This is a genomic window from Variovorax sp. EL159 (assembly GCF_900100965.1).
Classification (GTDB): Bacteria; Pseudomonadota; Gammaproteobacteria; order Burkholderiales; family Burkholderiaceae_C; genus Variovorax.
The window spans coordinates 163,160-178,181 of the sequence record NZ_FMUJ01000008.1 but is presented as its reverse complement, the minus strand read 5'-3'; the positions used below and the strand labels follow the sequence as shown (position 1 = coordinate 178,181).

The 15,022-nt window shown below is 65.9% G+C and carries 14 protein-coding genes; 5 read left to right on the top strand and 9 right to left on the bottom strand.

Annotation, left to right across the window (positions count from 1 at the left end):
* Positions 1-3: 3 nt before the first annotated feature.
* The 6 genes from BLQ28_RS28300 to BLQ28_RS28275 form a co-directional block, all read right to left on the bottom strand.
* Positions 4-3,426 (bottom strand): pilus assembly protein, encoded by a 3,423-nt coding sequence (locus tag BLQ28_RS28300; RefSeq protein ID WP_093246655.1) that lies wholly within the window; start codon positions 3,424-3,426, stop codon positions 4-6.
* Positions 3,427-3,438: 12 nt separating this feature from the next.
* Positions 3,439-4,020, bottom strand: a complete 582-nt coding sequence (locus tag BLQ28_RS28295; protein WP_371126715.1) for a pilus assembly PilX family protein — start codon at positions 4,018-4,020, stop codon at positions 3,439-3,441.
* Positions 4,017-4,766: a PilW family protein gene (locus tag BLQ28_RS28290; protein ID WP_093246654.1), complete on the bottom strand. Its 750-nt coding sequence runs from the start codon at positions 4,764-4,766 to the stop codon at positions 4,017-4,019. Before BLQ28_RS28290 ends, BLQ28_RS28295 begins: the two co-directional genes overlap by 4 nt.
* Positions 4,763-5,317, bottom strand: a complete 555-nt coding sequence (gene pilV, locus BLQ28_RS28285; protein ID WP_093246653.1) for a type IV pilus modification protein PilV — start codon at positions 5,315-5,317, stop codon at positions 4,763-4,765. Before pilV ends, BLQ28_RS28290 begins: the two co-directional genes overlap by 4 nt.
* On the bottom strand, positions 5,314-5,868 hold the full coding sequence (locus BLQ28_RS28280) for a GspH/FimT family pseudopilin (protein WP_093246652.1): 555 nt from the start codon (positions 5,866-5,868) through the stop codon (positions 5,314-5,316). The genes pilV and BLQ28_RS28280 overlap by 4 nt, the downstream gene beginning before the upstream one ends.
* A gap of 622 nt (positions 5,869-6,490) precedes the next feature.
* The gene (locus BLQ28_RS28275; protein ID WP_093246651.1) at positions 6,491-8,131 is read right to left on the bottom strand and encodes a 3-(methylthio)propionyl-CoA ligase; all 1,641 of its coding nucleotides are present in this window, start codon (positions 8,129-8,131) and stop codon (positions 6,491-6,493) included.
* 155 nt (positions 8,132-8,286) lie between these two features.
* On the opposite strand from BLQ28_RS28275, the gene BLQ28_RS28270 reads away from it, so the two are divergent.
* The 5 genes from BLQ28_RS28270 to BLQ28_RS28250 all read left to right on the top strand — a co-directional run bounded on the left by BLQ28_RS28270 (position 8,287) and on the right by BLQ28_RS28250 (position 11,261).
* On the top strand, positions 8,287-8,958 hold the full coding sequence (locus BLQ28_RS28270; protein WP_093246650.1) for a nitroreductase: 672 nt from the start codon (positions 8,287-8,289) through the stop codon (positions 8,956-8,958).
* Positions 8,959-9,043: 85 nt separating this feature from the next.
* The gene (locus tag BLQ28_RS28265) at positions 9,044-9,838 is read left to right on the top strand and encodes a phosphodiesterase (RefSeq protein WP_093246649.1); all 795 of its coding nucleotides are present in this window, start codon (positions 9,044-9,046) and stop codon (positions 9,836-9,838) included.
* Between the two features lie 170 nt (positions 9,839-10,008).
* Positions 10,009-10,467: a DUF4124 domain-containing protein gene (locus BLQ28_RS28260; protein ID WP_093246648.1), complete on the top strand. Its 459-nt coding sequence runs from the start codon at positions 10,009-10,011 to the stop codon at positions 10,465-10,467.
* A gap of 41 nt (positions 10,468-10,508) precedes the next feature.
* The gene (locus tag BLQ28_RS28255) at positions 10,509-10,961 is read left to right on the top strand and encodes a ribonuclease HI family protein (RefSeq protein ID WP_093246647.1); all 453 of its coding nucleotides are present in this window, start codon (positions 10,509-10,511) and stop codon (positions 10,959-10,961) included.
* Positions 10,962-11,012: 51 nt separating this feature from the next.
* Entirely contained in the window at positions 11,013-11,261 is a 249-nt protein-coding gene (locus BLQ28_RS28250) for a DUF3297 family protein (RefSeq protein WP_093246646.1), read from the top strand.
* Positions 11,262-11,295: 34 nt separating this feature from the next.
* Here the strand turns inward: BLQ28_RS28250 and BLQ28_RS28245 are convergent, their stop codons facing one another.
* From BLQ28_RS28245 to BLQ28_RS28235, 3 genes are all read right to left on the bottom strand, one after another.
* Entirely contained in the window at positions 11,296-12,321 is a 1,026-nt protein-coding gene (locus BLQ28_RS28245; RefSeq protein WP_093246645.1) for a DUF2272 domain-containing protein, read from the bottom strand.
* A gap of 34 nt (positions 12,322-12,355) precedes the next feature.
* A complete protein-coding gene (locus BLQ28_RS28240; protein WP_093246644.1) occupies positions 12,356-13,534 on the bottom strand; it encodes an acetyl-CoA C-acetyltransferase in 1,179 nt (392 codons plus the stop codon).
* 120 nt (positions 13,535-13,654) lie between these two features.
* Entirely contained in the window at positions 13,655-14,920 is a 1,266-nt protein-coding gene (locus BLQ28_RS28235; protein WP_176801248.1) for a hypothetical protein, read from the bottom strand.
* Positions 14,921-15,022 lie beyond the last annotated feature (102 nt).

Sequence of the window (15,022 nt, the reverse complement as noted above, 5' to 3'; positions counted from 1 at the left end):
GGGTCAGCGCAGTTTGATCCACGTCAAGCGGCCACCTTTGCCGTTGGCCGCGGGGTTGATCTTGGTAACGACACCCGTGCCACCGGTGGTCTGCTGCACCAGGTAAGGCCACTTGTTCGCAGTGACGATGGATGGCGTGCCGGTCGCGCTGAGGCCAATGCCACTCACAATGCCGCCGTTGTAGGCCACGAAGTTGCCATTCTGGTCACCGAAGAACGACGCGTTGGGCGCGCCGCCGGTATCGAGCGACACTGCCATCGTGTAGCCCGCCGCCGGCTGCGTGTTGCAGGTCAATGCCTGCGATACCGCAGGGATGGTCGTGTTGACGAGGAACATGCCATACGCCGTGGTCGGGTTGTAGATCACCTGTTCGTTGCCGGTGCTTGGCAGCGGCAGCGTCCATCCGAACTGCGTGTTGGCGCTGGCACCGCCGCTGCAGCTGCTCGAACCCTTCCAGCAGACCTTGTTGGCGCTAAGCGTGCGATAGCCGGAGATCGTGCCGCTGCCGGGTGCAGTCGCCGTGATGCTCTGCGCGCGCAAGGTGGTGGTGTCGACTGCCTGCGGTGCAACGAGCGAGGCGTACTGGGCCGACGCACCGCCGATGGCGTTCCATTTGCTCATGTCCCAGTCCCACACGCCGTACAGGGCCTGCGCAGCCGACGCATAGGTAGTGCCATTGATCTGCGTCTGCGGAAACTGCTGACCGGTACCGAAGCTCAGAACCACGCCCGATTGACCGGCAGGGCCAATGCCCTGCACCGAGGAAACCGTCACGCGGGTCGTGATCGGTTGACCGGCGGCGGTCTTGAAAATGGGCTTGGCAGACACGGCCCACTTGGCCGGATCGACGTCGGTCAGGTCGAAACGCCAGAGGTTGCCCAATGCATCGCCGCCATAGACGTAGTCAGTGACGTGGTCACCGTCCAGATCGGCCGAGGCTACGTAGGCCATGCCGTTGCGGGCGGTGATGGTCGTCCCGCTCATGGTCGGGCCGGCTCCGGTGTCGATGAAGCGGAAGGTGATGGCTCCCGTGGCGGGATCGACCAGCATGATGAACAGCCCTGCCGTACCGGTGCTGCTGTTCAAGCCGTTACCGAACAGCGCCGCCCATTGCCCGTTGTGCAGGCGACGGATGATGGGTGTGCCGTAGGTACTGCCCAGGTTGTTGCCGCAGTTGGTGTTTCCGATGCAGGTGATGGCGCTCGTCCCCGTTCCCGAGGTCCATTCGCCGCGCACCAGCGAACTGGCGTTCGCTTCGGAGAACTGCGTCGGGTCGGTGATGTCCAGCGCGTAGATAACTCCGTTCGCGACACTGGTCTTGTCGCCGATCGGGCCGGTTGCATTGCCTCCGGGGCCGACGCCGCTCACCAGCCACGTGTGCCAAGCGCCGTTGTAATACAGGTCGCCTGTAGCCGGCGTGGCGTCGGCATAGAGGTTGTGCGAATACTGCGTCGAACTGAAATCCAGCGCGGGCGTGGTGGAGTGGATGATATTCAGGAGCGCCGCAGGGATGTACGCCAGTACTTCGGTGCCGTCGTTCGTCGTGTTGACGAACGCGCCGCTCGCGTCATAGGTGCCGCTGCGAAAGCCATGCAGAAAGCCGTCGTTGGCGCCGATGTAGACCACGTTCTGGCGACCGCCCTGCGCCGTGGCGCCAGTGGTTCCAGCGAAGGCGGCATAGCTGCCTGTCACTTCGGGCGCCTTGCTGGTCGGATGCAGCGCATCTATCCATGGTCCCTTGTACGGTAGCGACGGCCCGCCGACCCAGGTAGGACTCGAATCGACGATGTCGCCCAGCACGCCGGTTCGCGTGCGCAAGGTTCCACCCGGGTTGGCCACCTCGTTACTCCTGTCGCCGCGCAGGTAGCGCAGGCGGATGTCGGTCTGGCTGGCGTCGCCCACGGTGAGTGCGGTCTTTTGCGCGGTGGTGAGCTGGCTCCACTGGAACGGAATGCCCGCGGTCCCGTTCCAGCTCAGCATGCTGCGGCTGCCTGATGCCTGTGCGGTGTTGCGTCCGTTCGTGGCCTGGCAAGCGCCGCCTGTCAGCACACAACTGGCGTCCCAGTTGGCCACCGGGTTGATCGAGACGATGCCGGTGGTGGGGTCGCTCACCAGATCCTGAGCCGTCAGTTCGCCCCACCTGTTGGTCGAGTGGAAGTAGGACAGGTATACCTGCGTGCCGGCCTCGACGCGCCCCGACTGCTGCACGTTGGTGCCGGCAGAGCTGCTCGACTGGTTGACCGGCGCGGCTTTGAAGCAAGTGATCTCATGCACGTTGCTCGACCCGCCGGTGCCGGCCGAGAAGCCGAAGCGGAACCTGTCCGGCAGCGGGCCATTCGTTGCCGTAATCGACTGATTGTTGATCACCGTCTGCGCCGCGCCGCCATTGACGCTGTACGACAGGCTCAGCAGGCCATCCTGGGTGATCTGCAACCCGTAGGTGATAGGCGTGGCGTTGCCACGCAACGGCATGTTCACACCTTGCTGGTTGGAGATCGAAACGCCCGAAGGCAGGTCGCTGTAGGCGGTGCCATTGAGAAGCAGGGGGTAGTCCAACAACGAGGTTGCGGTGGCGTTGCCGGTCGGTCCCGTGGTGGTCGTGGTGCACTTGCTGTTCTTGCAGGTCGTCGTGGTCGTGATGCTGTAGTCCATCACCTTGCCGCTCTTGCAAGTGGCCTTGACTGCGGCGGTCTGCTGAGTCGGCGAGAGCGACGACGGATAGTGAACCGGGTCGAGCGCGTTCAGCGCGGCCCAGTTGATGTTGCCAGCGCCTCGCACGCTGATGCGGCCGGCCTTGAAGCCGGGACCGGTGGCCGTGTTATCGCCCGGGTTCGAGAAGTTGCCGTACTCGTCGATGCCGATGCCAAGGTATCCGCCCACGACGCCTTCGTACCGGTCGTTCACATTCGAGCAGCTGTACCCCAGGCTGCCACCCAGGCCGCCGACCGAAGGCCCCTGCGCATAGTCCGCCAGAAAGAAACTGATGCCGTCGGCACCGGTACCGTTGTTTCCATCGCCACCATAGGTGACGGTGGTGAACGTCACCTGCAGCCCCTGGTTGGTGTAGAAAGGATTGTTCGACACCACGGCGCCAGTCTGGTTGTCGCCATTCGATCCACCGTTCTGCGTGTCGCCATTGGTCAAGCGAAGCGCGCCGGAGCCCACGGCGTCAGGCAGACGGCCAGTGGTCCCACCCACGAGCAGCGAATTCTTGTCGGTGTAATAGGTCAACCGCTTCCCAATGCACGCCGGGATGCTGCCCGTGTCGTTCCCTGCCGTCAGGCACGCGCCGTTGAGTGCGGTCCAGTCATAGGAGGACGAGGCTCCCGTCAACGTGTCGCTGATGATCAGTTGTGCGTGGGCCAACCAGGGCACGCCGGCCACCATGCCAATCAGGCAGGCGAGGAGTATCCGCAAGCGATTCATTCGGGTCTTCCTTCAAGGTTGGTCGAGCGGCTTGTTGCCACCCGTGACCTGGTAGGTGCTCTGCACCACGGCAGCCGCCGTCGTGCTGCCGCCATAGCCGAAGGCCGACACCTGGTACAGCAGCGATTTGCCGTCGGGCGACAGCCCCAAGTAGCCGATGCTCAGACCCGGCTTGGCGTTGTAGTTGATGTCTCCGCTGGCCGCGATGCCACCACCCGTGGCCACTTTCATGCTGGGAGGCAGGTAGTCGGCACGGTTGGCCCAGGGCAGGGCCGTCGGCTTCGCGATCATGTTGGAGCACACCTGCATCTGCGACAGCGTGTTGGCATCGAGCTGCCCCGCGCACACGTTGCCGGTGCTGCCGTTGCCCTGGCTCAGCCACCATTCACCGTACTGCAATGCGCTTTCCGCGGCCTCGAGTGCGCGCTCCTTCTCGCGTGTGTTGCCGGCAATCCGCTCCTGCAGGTTGAAGCTGCGGAACATGCCGACGGACAGCACCGTCAGGATGACAAGGAACAACATGCCGACGATCAGCGCGAAGCCACGCTCTCGCAACCGGGCAGGACTTGGTGACAGGCGCGCGCGCATGCTCATGACTTGTTCATCAGGTTGACGATCTGGGTCCAGTCGATGCCGGCCGGTTGTCCCGCCTGACTCGCAAAGGGATTGGCCATGGTGATGGTGATCTGCGCCGTGTGCACCTGTGGCCACCACGCATGGCTCGTCACCGTCGCCGCATCCAGGTATTGCAGAGCCTTGCCATCACCGGCGGTGTCGGTGGCGTAAAGGACCTTCAGCGACGTGACGCCGCTCACCAGTGGCGTGGTCGTCGTTCCGCCATCTGTGGAGCACAGCAGTTCGTGGGCCGCGCTCACCGTGAAGGTGTTCATCACCAGTTTGTTCGCGCCCGAGGTGATCGGGTTCACATTGCCCAAGCAGTCCATGATGCCGTCGCCGCTCGCGGTCATGTAGCGCGATGTGATAGTGTCGCTCGCGCCCGCGGTCCCGCTCAGCCCCACCACCCCCTGCCCCGCGAGGAAGCTGCCATAGCCTGCGCCGGTCGCGGCCGGCAGGTCAGTGGCCGCCGTGTTCACCAGCGGATCAGGGAAGTAGCCCGACGCCTGCACCGTGGTGGTCAACACCGTGAGCGCCAGCCGCTCGCTGTCCTGCAGCTGTGCCAGTTGATCCTGCGAGGTAAAGGCCTGCTTCATGTTCAGGAACACCGAGCCCATGACCAGCAGCAGGAACAGGCCGATGATGAGCGCGACCATCAGCTCGACCAGCCCCAGGCCACGCTGGCGGCACTGACCTCTGGGCAGACTGCGTGCTGTGCGGTTCATGGTTCGACGTAAAGGCTGTATTGCATCGAAGATGCGGACGCGGTCTGTGTCGCACCGGCGGCAGCGGCCGTGCCGCGATTGATCGCGACGTACTTCTCGGCCCAGCCCAGGCTGATCACGCAACTGATCGGCTGGCCGACCACGGTGGTGCATTGAATGGCCGCCGTGTACAAGGGGAAGCGGGTGTTCATGCGGCCCGCCCATGTCTGCAGGTCGTAGGCCGCCAGTTGCGCGGACGTGCAGGTTGCGCCGCTGCAATCCGCCGCGGTGCTCAGCACCCCCGAGGCATCGGTCACCGTGGTTCCGGTCACGGTCACGCTGGATGGCGCCGTGCCACCCGCGGCCCAGAAGCCCCGGTTGCCATGCATGGCCTCGGCCAGGCTGGCGGCCTGCAGCGCGATCAGCGCCCGCACGCGCGAGGTCTGCGTGTTCGACAACGCCGCGGCCTGCATCTTGGACAGGCCGAACAGCCCCAGCGAAACGATCAGCACTGCCACCAGCATCTCCAGCAGGAAGAACCCCTGGACGCGGCGTTGGGCCGGGGCCTTCATGCACAGGCTCCCGTGCCACCTGGCACCACGGTCTGATGCCCGACCCTGTTGATCGAAACGCAGCGCGTGGCGCTGGCATTCACCGGTGCCGTGTGCAACGCGAGCACGATCGATGCACCCGTGGCGGCGACTGGCAGGTTGGCGAACCCGTCCCGGCTGTAGGTGACGGCCGAGATCGAAGGCGCTGCAGCAAAGGTGTCGCCGCCGACCCAGGCGGGGCGTTTGCGCAGCACCGTGTCACCGGCATTGACCGTCCCCGAGCCGTCCAGGTCGACAAAGACGATCCAGCCGCTTTGCCATGTGTTGGTCCCCAGACAGGTGAGTCCGTCGGAAGAGGCGCACACACTGACCGGCACCCCCTGCTTGATGGCTTCGGAACGCGCGTACTGCAAATCGCCGACGAACGAGTTGACCTCCGCGGTCACGCGATTGCTCTGGATCAACCCGACAAGCGATGGCGTGGCGACCGCAACAAGAATCGCGACAAGTGCGACAACGACCATCAGCTCGACGAGCGAGAACGCGGTCTGGCGACGATGCGACAAGGTCATGGGCTTTCGCTTGCATGGAGCCTCGGACACCACGGCGGGCGGTGCACGGAGGCGGGATTCAGGCGTAACAATTGTTAAAAATGTGTACTGACCAGTTACTGACTGAATCGAGCCCTTCGCCGACGAGCGGTTGTGCCGGCTGGTTGAGCGGTTGTTGTCAACGCCGATGGCGCGGGTTTTCCGTTGCACGCGCCGCGTGTCGATGCGCGATGGCGTCGGCGGCAACGAGTGGGCACGCAAAGGGAATATTCAGCGCCGTTTGTCCGGCGCGTTCATGCAGCGCATGTGCGCGTTGGTCCACGCGGAGAATCGAGGCGAACATCCATCGTCATCTCACACTCGACGCCCATGTCGAAACGCCAGGGACGAAATGAGCGAAGGAAAATTTCGCGAACTTGATGGCGATGGCGCTGCGGGCCGCACACCGGCACCCGCGCGACCTCCTCCATCCTCTATCACGCTTTCCTGAATACCTTCAGGGCAGGCAAAGCTCTTTTTTCCCCAACTGGCAGCCCTGCCTATTCAACAGGCAACGTGGTGGGAACCCCCGTCAATCCTCGCTCTGCCGCTTTGCCTCCCCCGGGAACCCACAGAGTTGTCCACAGAAAAATCGAACAAGTCATCAAACTGACTTCGCCGCGACATATCCCTTGAACTGTTCGCGCAGCTTGGTCTTGAGCAGCTTGCCGGTGGCTGTATGCGGCAGGCTGTCGACGAAAGCCACGTCGTCGGGCAACCACCACTTCACGACACGCTCCGAAAGGAAAGTGAGCAGTTCCTCGCCGGTGACCTGCGCACCGGGGCGCTTGACCACGATGAGCAGCGGGCGCTCTTGCCACTTCGGGTGGGCGATGCCGATCACCGCCGCCTCGGCCACGGCCGGGTGCGCGCTCGCGGCGTTCTCCAGGTCGATGGACGAAATCCATTCGCCGCCCGACTTGATGACGTCCTTGGCGCGGTCGACCAGCTGCACATAGCCGTCTTCGTCGATGTTGGCAACGTCGCCCGTCGGAAAGAAGCCCTCGGCGTCGAGCACCGGCCCGCCTTCGCTCTTGAAGTAACCGCTCGCGATCCACGGACCGCGCACGTGCAGGTGACCGAAGGCTTTTCCGTCGTGCGGCAAACGTTGGCCGTCTTCGCCGACGATCTTCAGCTCCACACCCCACACGCCGCGGCCCTGCCGCATCTTCACGCGCATCTGCTCTTCTTTCGGCATCGCGTAGTGCTTGGGCAGCAGGTTGCCGATCACGCCGATGGGGCTGGTCTCGGTCATGCCCCAGCCCTGCACGAAGTCGGCGCCGAAGTCGCGCTCGAAGCGTTCGATCATGGTGCGCGGCGTGGCGGCACCGCCGACGCCGATGCGCTTGAGGCCAAGGGCGCGCGTGTCGATCTCGGGGTGCGCATCGAAGTACTGGAACAGCATCAGCCAGATGGTCGGCACGGCCTGCGAGAAGCCGACCTTTTCATCGCGCATCAGCTCGTACAGGCTCTGGCCGTCCACGTGCGGGCCGGGCATCACGAGCTTCATGCCGGTCATGGCGGCCGCGTAGGGCATGCCCCAGGCGTTGGCGTGGAACATGGGCACGGCGAGCAGCAAGGTCATCTGCGAGTTGACGCCGAAGGTGTCGGGTGCGCATTCCATCAGCGAATGCAGCACGGTGGAGCGGTGCGAATACAGCACGCCCTTGGGGTTGCCGGTGGTGCCCGAGGTGTAGCAAAGCGACGAGGCGGTGCGCTCGTCGAACTCGGGCCAGGTGTAGTCCTCGCTCTGTGCGCCGATCAGCTCGTCGTAGCACAGCAGGTTGGGCACGTCGATGGTGGGCATGTGCGCGCGGTCGGTCATGGCGATGAAGGCGCGCACCGACTTCAGGCCGGGCGCGAGCTTCTCGACCAGCGGCGCGAAGTTGGCGTCGAAGAACAGCACCTTGTCTTCGGCATGGTTGACGATGTAGTCGATCTGCTCCGGAAAGAGCCGCGGGTTCACCGTGTGCAGCACGGCGCCCGCGCCCGAGACGCCGAAGTACAGCGCCAGGTGGCGATAGGTGTTCCATGCCAGCGTGCCGACGCGGTCGCCAGGTTCGATGCCGAGCGCCGCCATCGCATTGGCCACCTGCTTGGAGCGGCGCTGCAGCTCCGCGTAGTTGGTGCGGTGCACCGGCCCCTCCACGGTGCGTCCGACGATCTCCGCGTGCGGATGGAAGGTGGCTGCGTGGTCGATCAGCGACGAGATCAGCAGCGGGCGGTCTTGCATCAATCCGAGCATGTGTATGTCTCCTGTGCGCGAGGAATGGTAGGCAGCCACCACCCCGCGCCCCATCGTCGGAACGGACGATTGAGGGCACCCGAGGGTTGCCCCTAACATGGCTGCGCCATGCCGGACGAGCCCCCTGCTCCGAGGCATCACCAGGACCTTTTTTCATGAACGTTCAGGACGCCGTGGCCACCCGCCGCTCGGTGCGAGATTTTCTAGACACGCCGGTGCCGGGCGACGTCATCCGCCGCGTGATCGAACAGGCCTTGCGCGCGCCTTCGGGCGGCAACCTGCAGCCCTGGCACCTGCACGTGGTGGGCGGCGAGCGGCTGGCCGAGCTCAAGGCGATCATGCGCAGCCGCGTGCAGGAAGCCCCGGCCGGCGAAGGCAGCGAATACGACATCTACCCGCGCGAGTTGGTCGCGCCGTATCGCGACCGCCGCTTCGCCGTCGGCGAGGCCATGTACGCGCGCCTGGGCATTCCGCGCGAAGACAAGGCCGCGCGCCGCGAATGGTTTGCGCGCAACTACCAGTTCTTCGGCGCGCCGCTCGCGCTGTTCTGCAGCGTCGACCGCCGCATGGGGCCGCCGCAGTGGTCCGACCTGGGAATGATGCTGCAGAACGTCATGCTGCTGCTGCGCGCCGAAAGCCTCGACAGCTGCCCGCAGGAATGCTGGGCGATCTACCCGCAGACCATCGGCCAGTTCATCTCGCTGCCGCCCGAGCGCATGCTGTTCACCGGCATGGCCATCGGCTACGCCGACCGCAGCAGGCCGCTGGATGCACTGGTGACCGAGCGCGCGCCGCTGGCCGAAGTGGCGGAGTTCGTCGGCATCTGAACAAAGCTGCGCGCCAAGGAGAAAGAAACAAAGAAAGAAGGAACGGAACCTGCTTGACGACGAGGAAACCACGAGGCCTCGCCCCATGCTCATCGCGCAGATTTCCGATCCCCACGTCCGACCCGCCGGGCAGCTCTACCAGGGTGTTGTCGACTCGAACCGCATGTTCGACGAGGCCATCGACCACTTGCACGGGCTGGACCGCCGGCCCGACCTCGTGTTGCTGACAGGCGACCTCGTCGATGAAGGCCGGCCGGAGGAATACGCCGAAGTGCGTACCCGGCTCGCGAGGCTGGAGATGCCATGCCTCGTCATCCCCGGCAACCACGACCACCGCGAGAACTTCCGCACCGCCTTCGCGGACCACGCCTACCTGCCACGCACCGGCGCGCTGCACTATTGCATCGACGACCATCCGGTGCGCATCGTCGCGCTCGACGTCTGCATTCCGGGCCTGCATCACGGCGGCGTCGATGCGGAAGGCCTTGCGTGGCTGCAGCGCACGCTGGAGGCCGACCGCCAGAAGCCCACGCTGCTGATGCTGCATCACCCGCCATTCATGAGCGGCATTCCGTACATGGATGCGTACCGCTGCATGGACACTGCGCCGCTCGAAGCCATCGTTCGCGCATTCGACAACATCGAGCGCGTGCTGTGTGGCCACGTGCACCGCACGATGTTCAGGCGCTGGGCAGGCACGGTGGTGTGTGCGTGTCCGAGCAGCACGACGGAGATCGCGCTGCGTCTGGCCGCCGACGCGGCACCGGCCTCGTACCTGGGCCGGCCGGGCTGCATGCTGCACCTGTGGGACGAGGGGCATGGCATGGTGAGCCATGTGAGCCACATCGGGGCGATGGAGGGGCCGTACCCGTTTGCGTGATGGCAGTGCGGCGATATGGATGGGCAGAGTGCGACTGAAAAATCACTACGGGGCACATGAAAAAGCACGTCCTTCCAGCAACCGCATTCCGTCGGGCGCAGTGAACCGCAAGACGCGCGATGCCCCTCACACCGATTGCCCCCGCCCCGCATCCCCGCTAACCTCTCCCCATGCACACCCCGGCCCTCTCGCTCCTTCTCTCCATCCTCGCGATGGCGTCGAGCGCGCATGCGGACGTGGTTCGTTGCACCGACGCCAACGGCGCCGTCTCGTACACCGACGGTGCCTGTCCGGCGGGCAACCGGCAGTCGCGGCAGGTGCCGATCCTCGAATCGCCACCGCCGGCGCCGCGCGCGCCATCCGAGGAGTGGCGCCGGCCGGACTACACACCGCCATCGCCACTGGCACAGACCACGCCTTCGGGCCCGGCCATCATCCCGCGCAACCCCGATGCCCGCCCCACGCAGGAACCCGCGCAAGACCCCGGTGTCGTCATCCTGGGCCCGGACCCGTACTACGACGGCTGGCGTCCCCCGCGGCGGCGGCCGCCACCGCATGCGCACGACCCCGGGCCGCCGCCGGGCCAGCGGCCCTGCAACCTCGCGGGCATCAAGCGCAACAACTGCTGAACAGGCAGGCGGGTAAAGCGAGCGAACCAGCAAACGAACGAATGAGCGAGAGCCTTCCGTGGGTCGTCTACTGCGACGGCAGCGCCATGCCGAACCCGGGCCGCATGGGCATCGGTGCGGTCATCACCGCGCCTGACGGCAGCCGCCGCACGCTGTCGCAGGCCACGCACACCACGGGCTGCAACAACGAAGCCGAATTGCGGGCGCTCACGCTGGCCTTGCAGGAACTGCGCGCCCAGGGCGCCACGGCGGTGCTTGCGTACAGCGACAACAGCATCCTGGTCGAACAGCTCGGCGCGACGCAGGCCCGGCCGATCGCACGCATGGCCGCGCTGTTCGACGATGCCCGCGCGCTGCTCGATTCCTTCGACCAGGCCAGCATCCGCTGGATTCCGCGCCATCGCAACGGCGAGGCCGACGCACTGGCACGTGCCGCGCTGGGCTTTGCGCCCAAGCCGGCCGCCAAGGCCACGAAAAAGAAGAAACGGCGATGACGCGGCGGGGCGGCCAAGGCGGCCGGCCGCCAGGTCCTATCATCGGGCGCCATGACAGCAGCCACTCCCCTCCCACCCCTTCCCGACCACCTGTCCTCCGACGCGCGCAGCCCGTTCCACGTCGCGGCCGTCTTCGAACACGATATCGGCATCCGGTTCAACGGCAAGGAACGCCTCGACGTCGAGGAATACTGCATCAGCGAAGGCTGGATCAAAGTCCCCGCGGGCAAGACCGTGGACCGCAAGGGCTACCCGTTGCTGCTCAAGCTGAAGGGCAAGGTCGAAGCGTTCTACCGATAGACAGAGACAGCCTTCGCGGCAACGCAGTGGCCGTTCAGCGCCACTGCAGCAGCAGCGTCCAGGGCTGGCGGCTCATGTGCCGGTCGATACAGCTGGCCGCGCTGCTCACCGCGCACCCTTCGGGCAGGTAGCTCGGGTCCAGCAGGTTCGTGCCGCGCGCAAAGTCGAGGCGGCGCAGGGTGACCGACTGGGCCACGTTGCCGCCCACGGTGTCGAAGCCCGTGGCATCGACGGCCACGACCACATCGCAGTGCATCGGCAGGGCATCGCCGCCGGTGGGCCGGGTCGCCAGCACCTCGCCGATCTTCTCGAAGGTGTCGAGCCCGGCACCATCGCCCCGCGCCTGGCAAACCAGGTCGCCCACGCGCGGCGGCGTGCGCATCAGGTCGCAGGCGCGCATTGCCGAGCGTGTGGGCTGTCCCAGCGATTCGGCCACGCCGGCCTGCCACGCGGCGCCGGCATAGTCGACATGCGCTTCCGAAAAAACGAACTCCTCGTCGCTGAGCCCGGCACGGCGCGCAAGCCAGCTGATGAACGCGGCAGACCAGGGCGAGTCGATCACCGCCACCCGGTTCACCGCAACTTCGGCGGCGTGCAGGCCAGTGGCATCGAGCCCCTGGTCGGGTCCGGTGCCAAGGTTCTGCGCGGAAGCGGCGGCCGACTGGCTCAACGCCTGCGTCAGCAGCCGCCGGTCCGCCGGGCGCGCGCCGCCGAAGCGCACGATCGACGGCAGCCTGCTGTCCTGCGGATCGATGGCTCGCCAGTAGCCGAGCACGCGCTGCCAGGGTGGCATCGCATTCGCTGTGCGGCGCGTGTCTTCGGCCTCGTAGTCGCCCACTTCGGTCAGGCGCCCCTCGGCATCCATGGTCTGGCCGCCGAAGGCCTGGTGCTCCAGCAGCGCCGCGTCGGCCATGGCCAGCGCACGCGGCGGCGACGGCACCTGCACGGCGGTGTCGAGGCAGCCCGACATGGCGGATGCAGGGCCGGCAAAGGCCAGCACGAGCGCAAGAACGCCCGCTGCCGGCAACGAAGAAAAAGAAAGATCGATGGACGACGGCATGTGGCCGCGAGCATAGCCCGCGCCACGCGCCCGTTCAGAGCCGCTCGACGATGGTCACGTTGGCCATGCCGCCGCCTTCACACATGGTCTGCAGGCCGTAGCGCTTGCCGCGCTGGCCGAGCGCATGGACCAGCGTGGTCATCAGCTTGGTGCCCGAGGCGCCCAGCGGATGGCCCAGCGCGATCGCGCCGCCGTTCACGTTCAGCCGCGCCGGGTCGGCGCCCAGCGTCCGCAGCCAGGCCAGCGGCACCGGCGCGAAGGCTTCGTTGACTTCGTACAGGTCGATGTCGTCGATCTTCATGCCGGCCTTTTGCAGGGCGCGCTGCGTGGCGGGAATGGGTGCCTCCAGCATGATGACCGGGTCGTGCCCCATCACGCTCATGTGATGGATGCGCGCCAGCGGCTTCACGCCCAGCGTTTTCAGGCCGCGCTCGTTGACCACCATCAGGCCGCTCGCGCCGTCGCAGATCTGGCTGGCCGTGGCCGCCGTGCAGCGCCCGCCTTCGGCGATCAGCTTGACGGCGGCGATGCTCTCCAGCGTGGCGTCGTAGCGGATGCCTTCATCGGTGGTGTGCATCTCGCCCGGCTCGGTGCCGTCGGCCATGCGCACCGACACCGGCACGACCTCGCGCTCGAAGCGCCCGGCCTTGGTGGCCTCGATGGCGAGGCGGTGGCTGTGCAGCGCATAGGCGTCGAGTTCCGCCTTCTCGATGCCGTAGTTCTTCGCGATCATCTCGGCGCCGGTGAACTGGCTGAACTGGATGTCGGGGTAGCGCTTCTGCATGAGCGGGCTCACGTAGAAGCCCAGGCCGTTCTTCAGCGGCAAGGTGGTGGGCAGGCCCATCGGCACGCGGGTCATGCTTTCGACGCCGGCGGCGATCACGATGTCCATGCTGCCCGACATCACGGCCTGCGCCGCGAAGTGCAGCGCCTGCTGCGACGAGCCGCATTGCCGGTCGACCGAGGTGGCCGGCACCGACTCGGGCAGGCGCGAGGCCAGCACCGCATTGCGCGCGATGTTGGACGCCTGCTCGCCGGCCTGGCCGACGCAGCCCATGATGACGTCTTCGATCAGCGCAGGGTCGGCGTCGGTGCGCTCCACCAGGGCATTGAGCACCTGCGCGGCGAGGTCGGCCGGGTGCCATCCGGCAAGGCGGCCGTTGCGGCGGCCGCCGGCGGTGCGCGCGGCGGCGACGATATAGGCTTCGGGCATGGGTTTTCTCCGTGACTTCAAGGGGTTCGGAGAATTGTTGGCGCCGCGCCAATGCACAGCGTCGTCGGAACGGACGATTTTGGGGAGCGCCCCGCCCGAGGGGAAGGCGCTCCCGATGCGTCAGCGGGCAATGCCGATGATCGGCAGCGACAGCTGGCTCATCCGGGGCTGCAGTCCTTTGGCACTGTCCCTGCGCGCTATGGCACCGGAAACTGCCTCTTTCACGACGGCGGTAGTCGACACGGCGTCACCCGCGGCAGCGCTTGCCGGACTGGCGATCTTTGGGTCCGCCTTGTTCTTCTCCGCGGAGACCACCGCGGCATCGGCCAGGCCCTTCGCCTCGTCGGCCAAGCCCTTGGCCTTCTCCAGATCGCCCCCCTTCAACACCTCGTTGATTGCCTGCTGCAATTTCTGCGTGACCACCGAGGTCTGCCCCGCAACCTCGATTGCGCCCGCCGCTTTCGCTGCATCGCTTTTGGCTTCTGTCGCCTTGATCGCGGCGTTGGCAGAGCTGGTCAGCTCCTGCTGCTGCGGCGGCGTGTTCACCGGAGGCGTTGCGCCATTCAGTACCGCTCTCCACCGCTCTCCCACCTTGGAACTCTTCAATCCCAGGGGAAGGAATATGTTGGAAAGGCTTGCGATCTGGACCTTGTTCAGTTCCGTTCCACTCGCGAGCTTCAGGCTTCCATCCGCCGGCTTCAGGACACGTGCGTAGAGCACGAGTGCATCGCTCTCTGAAATGGGCTCGCCCAACGCGCGCGACAGTTGCGCGAGCACACCCATGACTTCCAGGTCGGCCCCGTTGTTGGGCACGATTTCCGCCACGACCTGGGCCTTGCTGATGGCGTCGTTGACGAGCGCACGGATCTTGGCCGGCCGGCAGATCGACTGATAGCCCAGCAGGATGTGCACGGCATTCGTATGGTTGAGCGCCGCGCCCTGCAGGCTCTTGTCGACCTCGTTCATGAAGAGTTCTTGCGAGGAATGAACGAGCTTGATGATCGAGGTTCCCGCATCGGCGAACAGATAGGCCGTCGAGTACGCATCCATGCTCGCGCCCGCGAAGCTGAAGGCCGACGCCACGCCCGCAATCTCCTTGGCGGAACTGCCGGTGACGCCCATCAACGCCGACGACAGTCCGCCGACAAGGTTGGTCTGCTGGCGCAGGTTGCCCGCAGCCTGGGTGCTCTGGCCAATGGCGTCCAGGTATTCCTCGCAGCGAAGCTCGATCAGGACGCGCCCCGCATTGAGCAAGGCCTGGGCGTTCTGCGGGCTGGCCGTGGTGGCGTCGGCACTGGCCTTGTACCGGACGTAGAAGTCGTCCACGGCACGCGCAAGAACCGTCTTGTCTTCCATCGAGACCTGCGCAAAGGTCGGCTCGGGCACGGGTGCCTTCAGCGACGAACACCCTCCCAACGCCGCAGCCACGAAGACGGCCGGCACGCAGCGCGCCCACACGGAACCCCCACCGCTTGTTGTTCTCATGGC

Excerpts from the sequence above, each read along its gene's own strand:
- BLQ28_RS28265 (WP_093246649.1), top strand. The coding sequence starts at position 9,044 with ATGCTCATCGCGCAGATTTCCGATCCCCACGTCCGACCCGCCGGGCAG.
- BLQ28_RS28275 (WP_093246651.1), bottom strand. The coding sequence starts at position 8,131 with ATGCTCGGATTGATGCAAGACCGCCCGCTGCTGATCTCGTCGCTGATC.
- BLQ28_RS28290 (WP_093246654.1), bottom strand. The coding sequence starts at position 4,766 with ATGAACCGCACAGCACGCAGTCTGCCCAGAGGTCAGTGCCGCCAGCGT.
- BLQ28_RS28245 (WP_093246645.1), bottom strand. The coding sequence starts at position 12,321 with ATGCCGTCGTCCATCGATCTTTCTTTTTCTTCGTTGCCGGCAGCGGGC.
- BLQ28_RS28300 (WP_093246655.1), bottom strand. The coding sequence starts at position 3,426 with ATGAATCGCTTGCGGATACTCCTCGCCTGCCTGATTGGCATGGTGGCC.
- BLQ28_RS28250 (WP_093246646.1), top strand. The coding sequence starts at position 11,013 with ATGACAGCAGCCACTCCCCTCCCACCCCTTCCCGACCACCTGTCCTCC.
- BLQ28_RS28280 (WP_093246652.1), bottom strand. The coding sequence starts at position 5,868 with ATGACCTTGTCGCATCGTCGCCAGACCGCGTTCTCGCTCGTCGAGCTG.
- BLQ28_RS28260 (WP_093246648.1), top strand. The coding sequence starts at position 10,009 with ATGCACACCCCGGCCCTCTCGCTCCTTCTCTCCATCCTCGCGATGGCG.
- BLQ28_RS28270 (WP_093246650.1), top strand. The coding sequence starts at position 8,287 with ATGAACGTTCAGGACGCCGTGGCCACCCGCCGCTCGGTGCGAGATTTT.
- BLQ28_RS28255 (WP_093246647.1), top strand. The coding sequence starts at position 10,509 with ATGAGCGAGAGCCTTCCGTGGGTCGTCTACTGCGACGGCAGCGCCATG.
- BLQ28_RS28240 (WP_093246644.1), bottom strand. The coding sequence starts at position 13,534 with ATGCCCGAAGCCTATATCGTCGCCGCCGCGCGCACCGCCGGCGGCCGC.
- BLQ28_RS28295 (WP_371126715.1), bottom strand. The coding sequence starts at position 4,020 with ATGAGCATGCGCGCGCGCCTGTCACCAAGTCCTGCCCGGTTGCGAGAG.
- pilV (WP_093246653.1), bottom strand. The coding sequence starts at position 5,317 with ATGAAGGCCCCGGCCCAACGCCGCGTCCAGGGGTTCTTCCTGCTGGAG.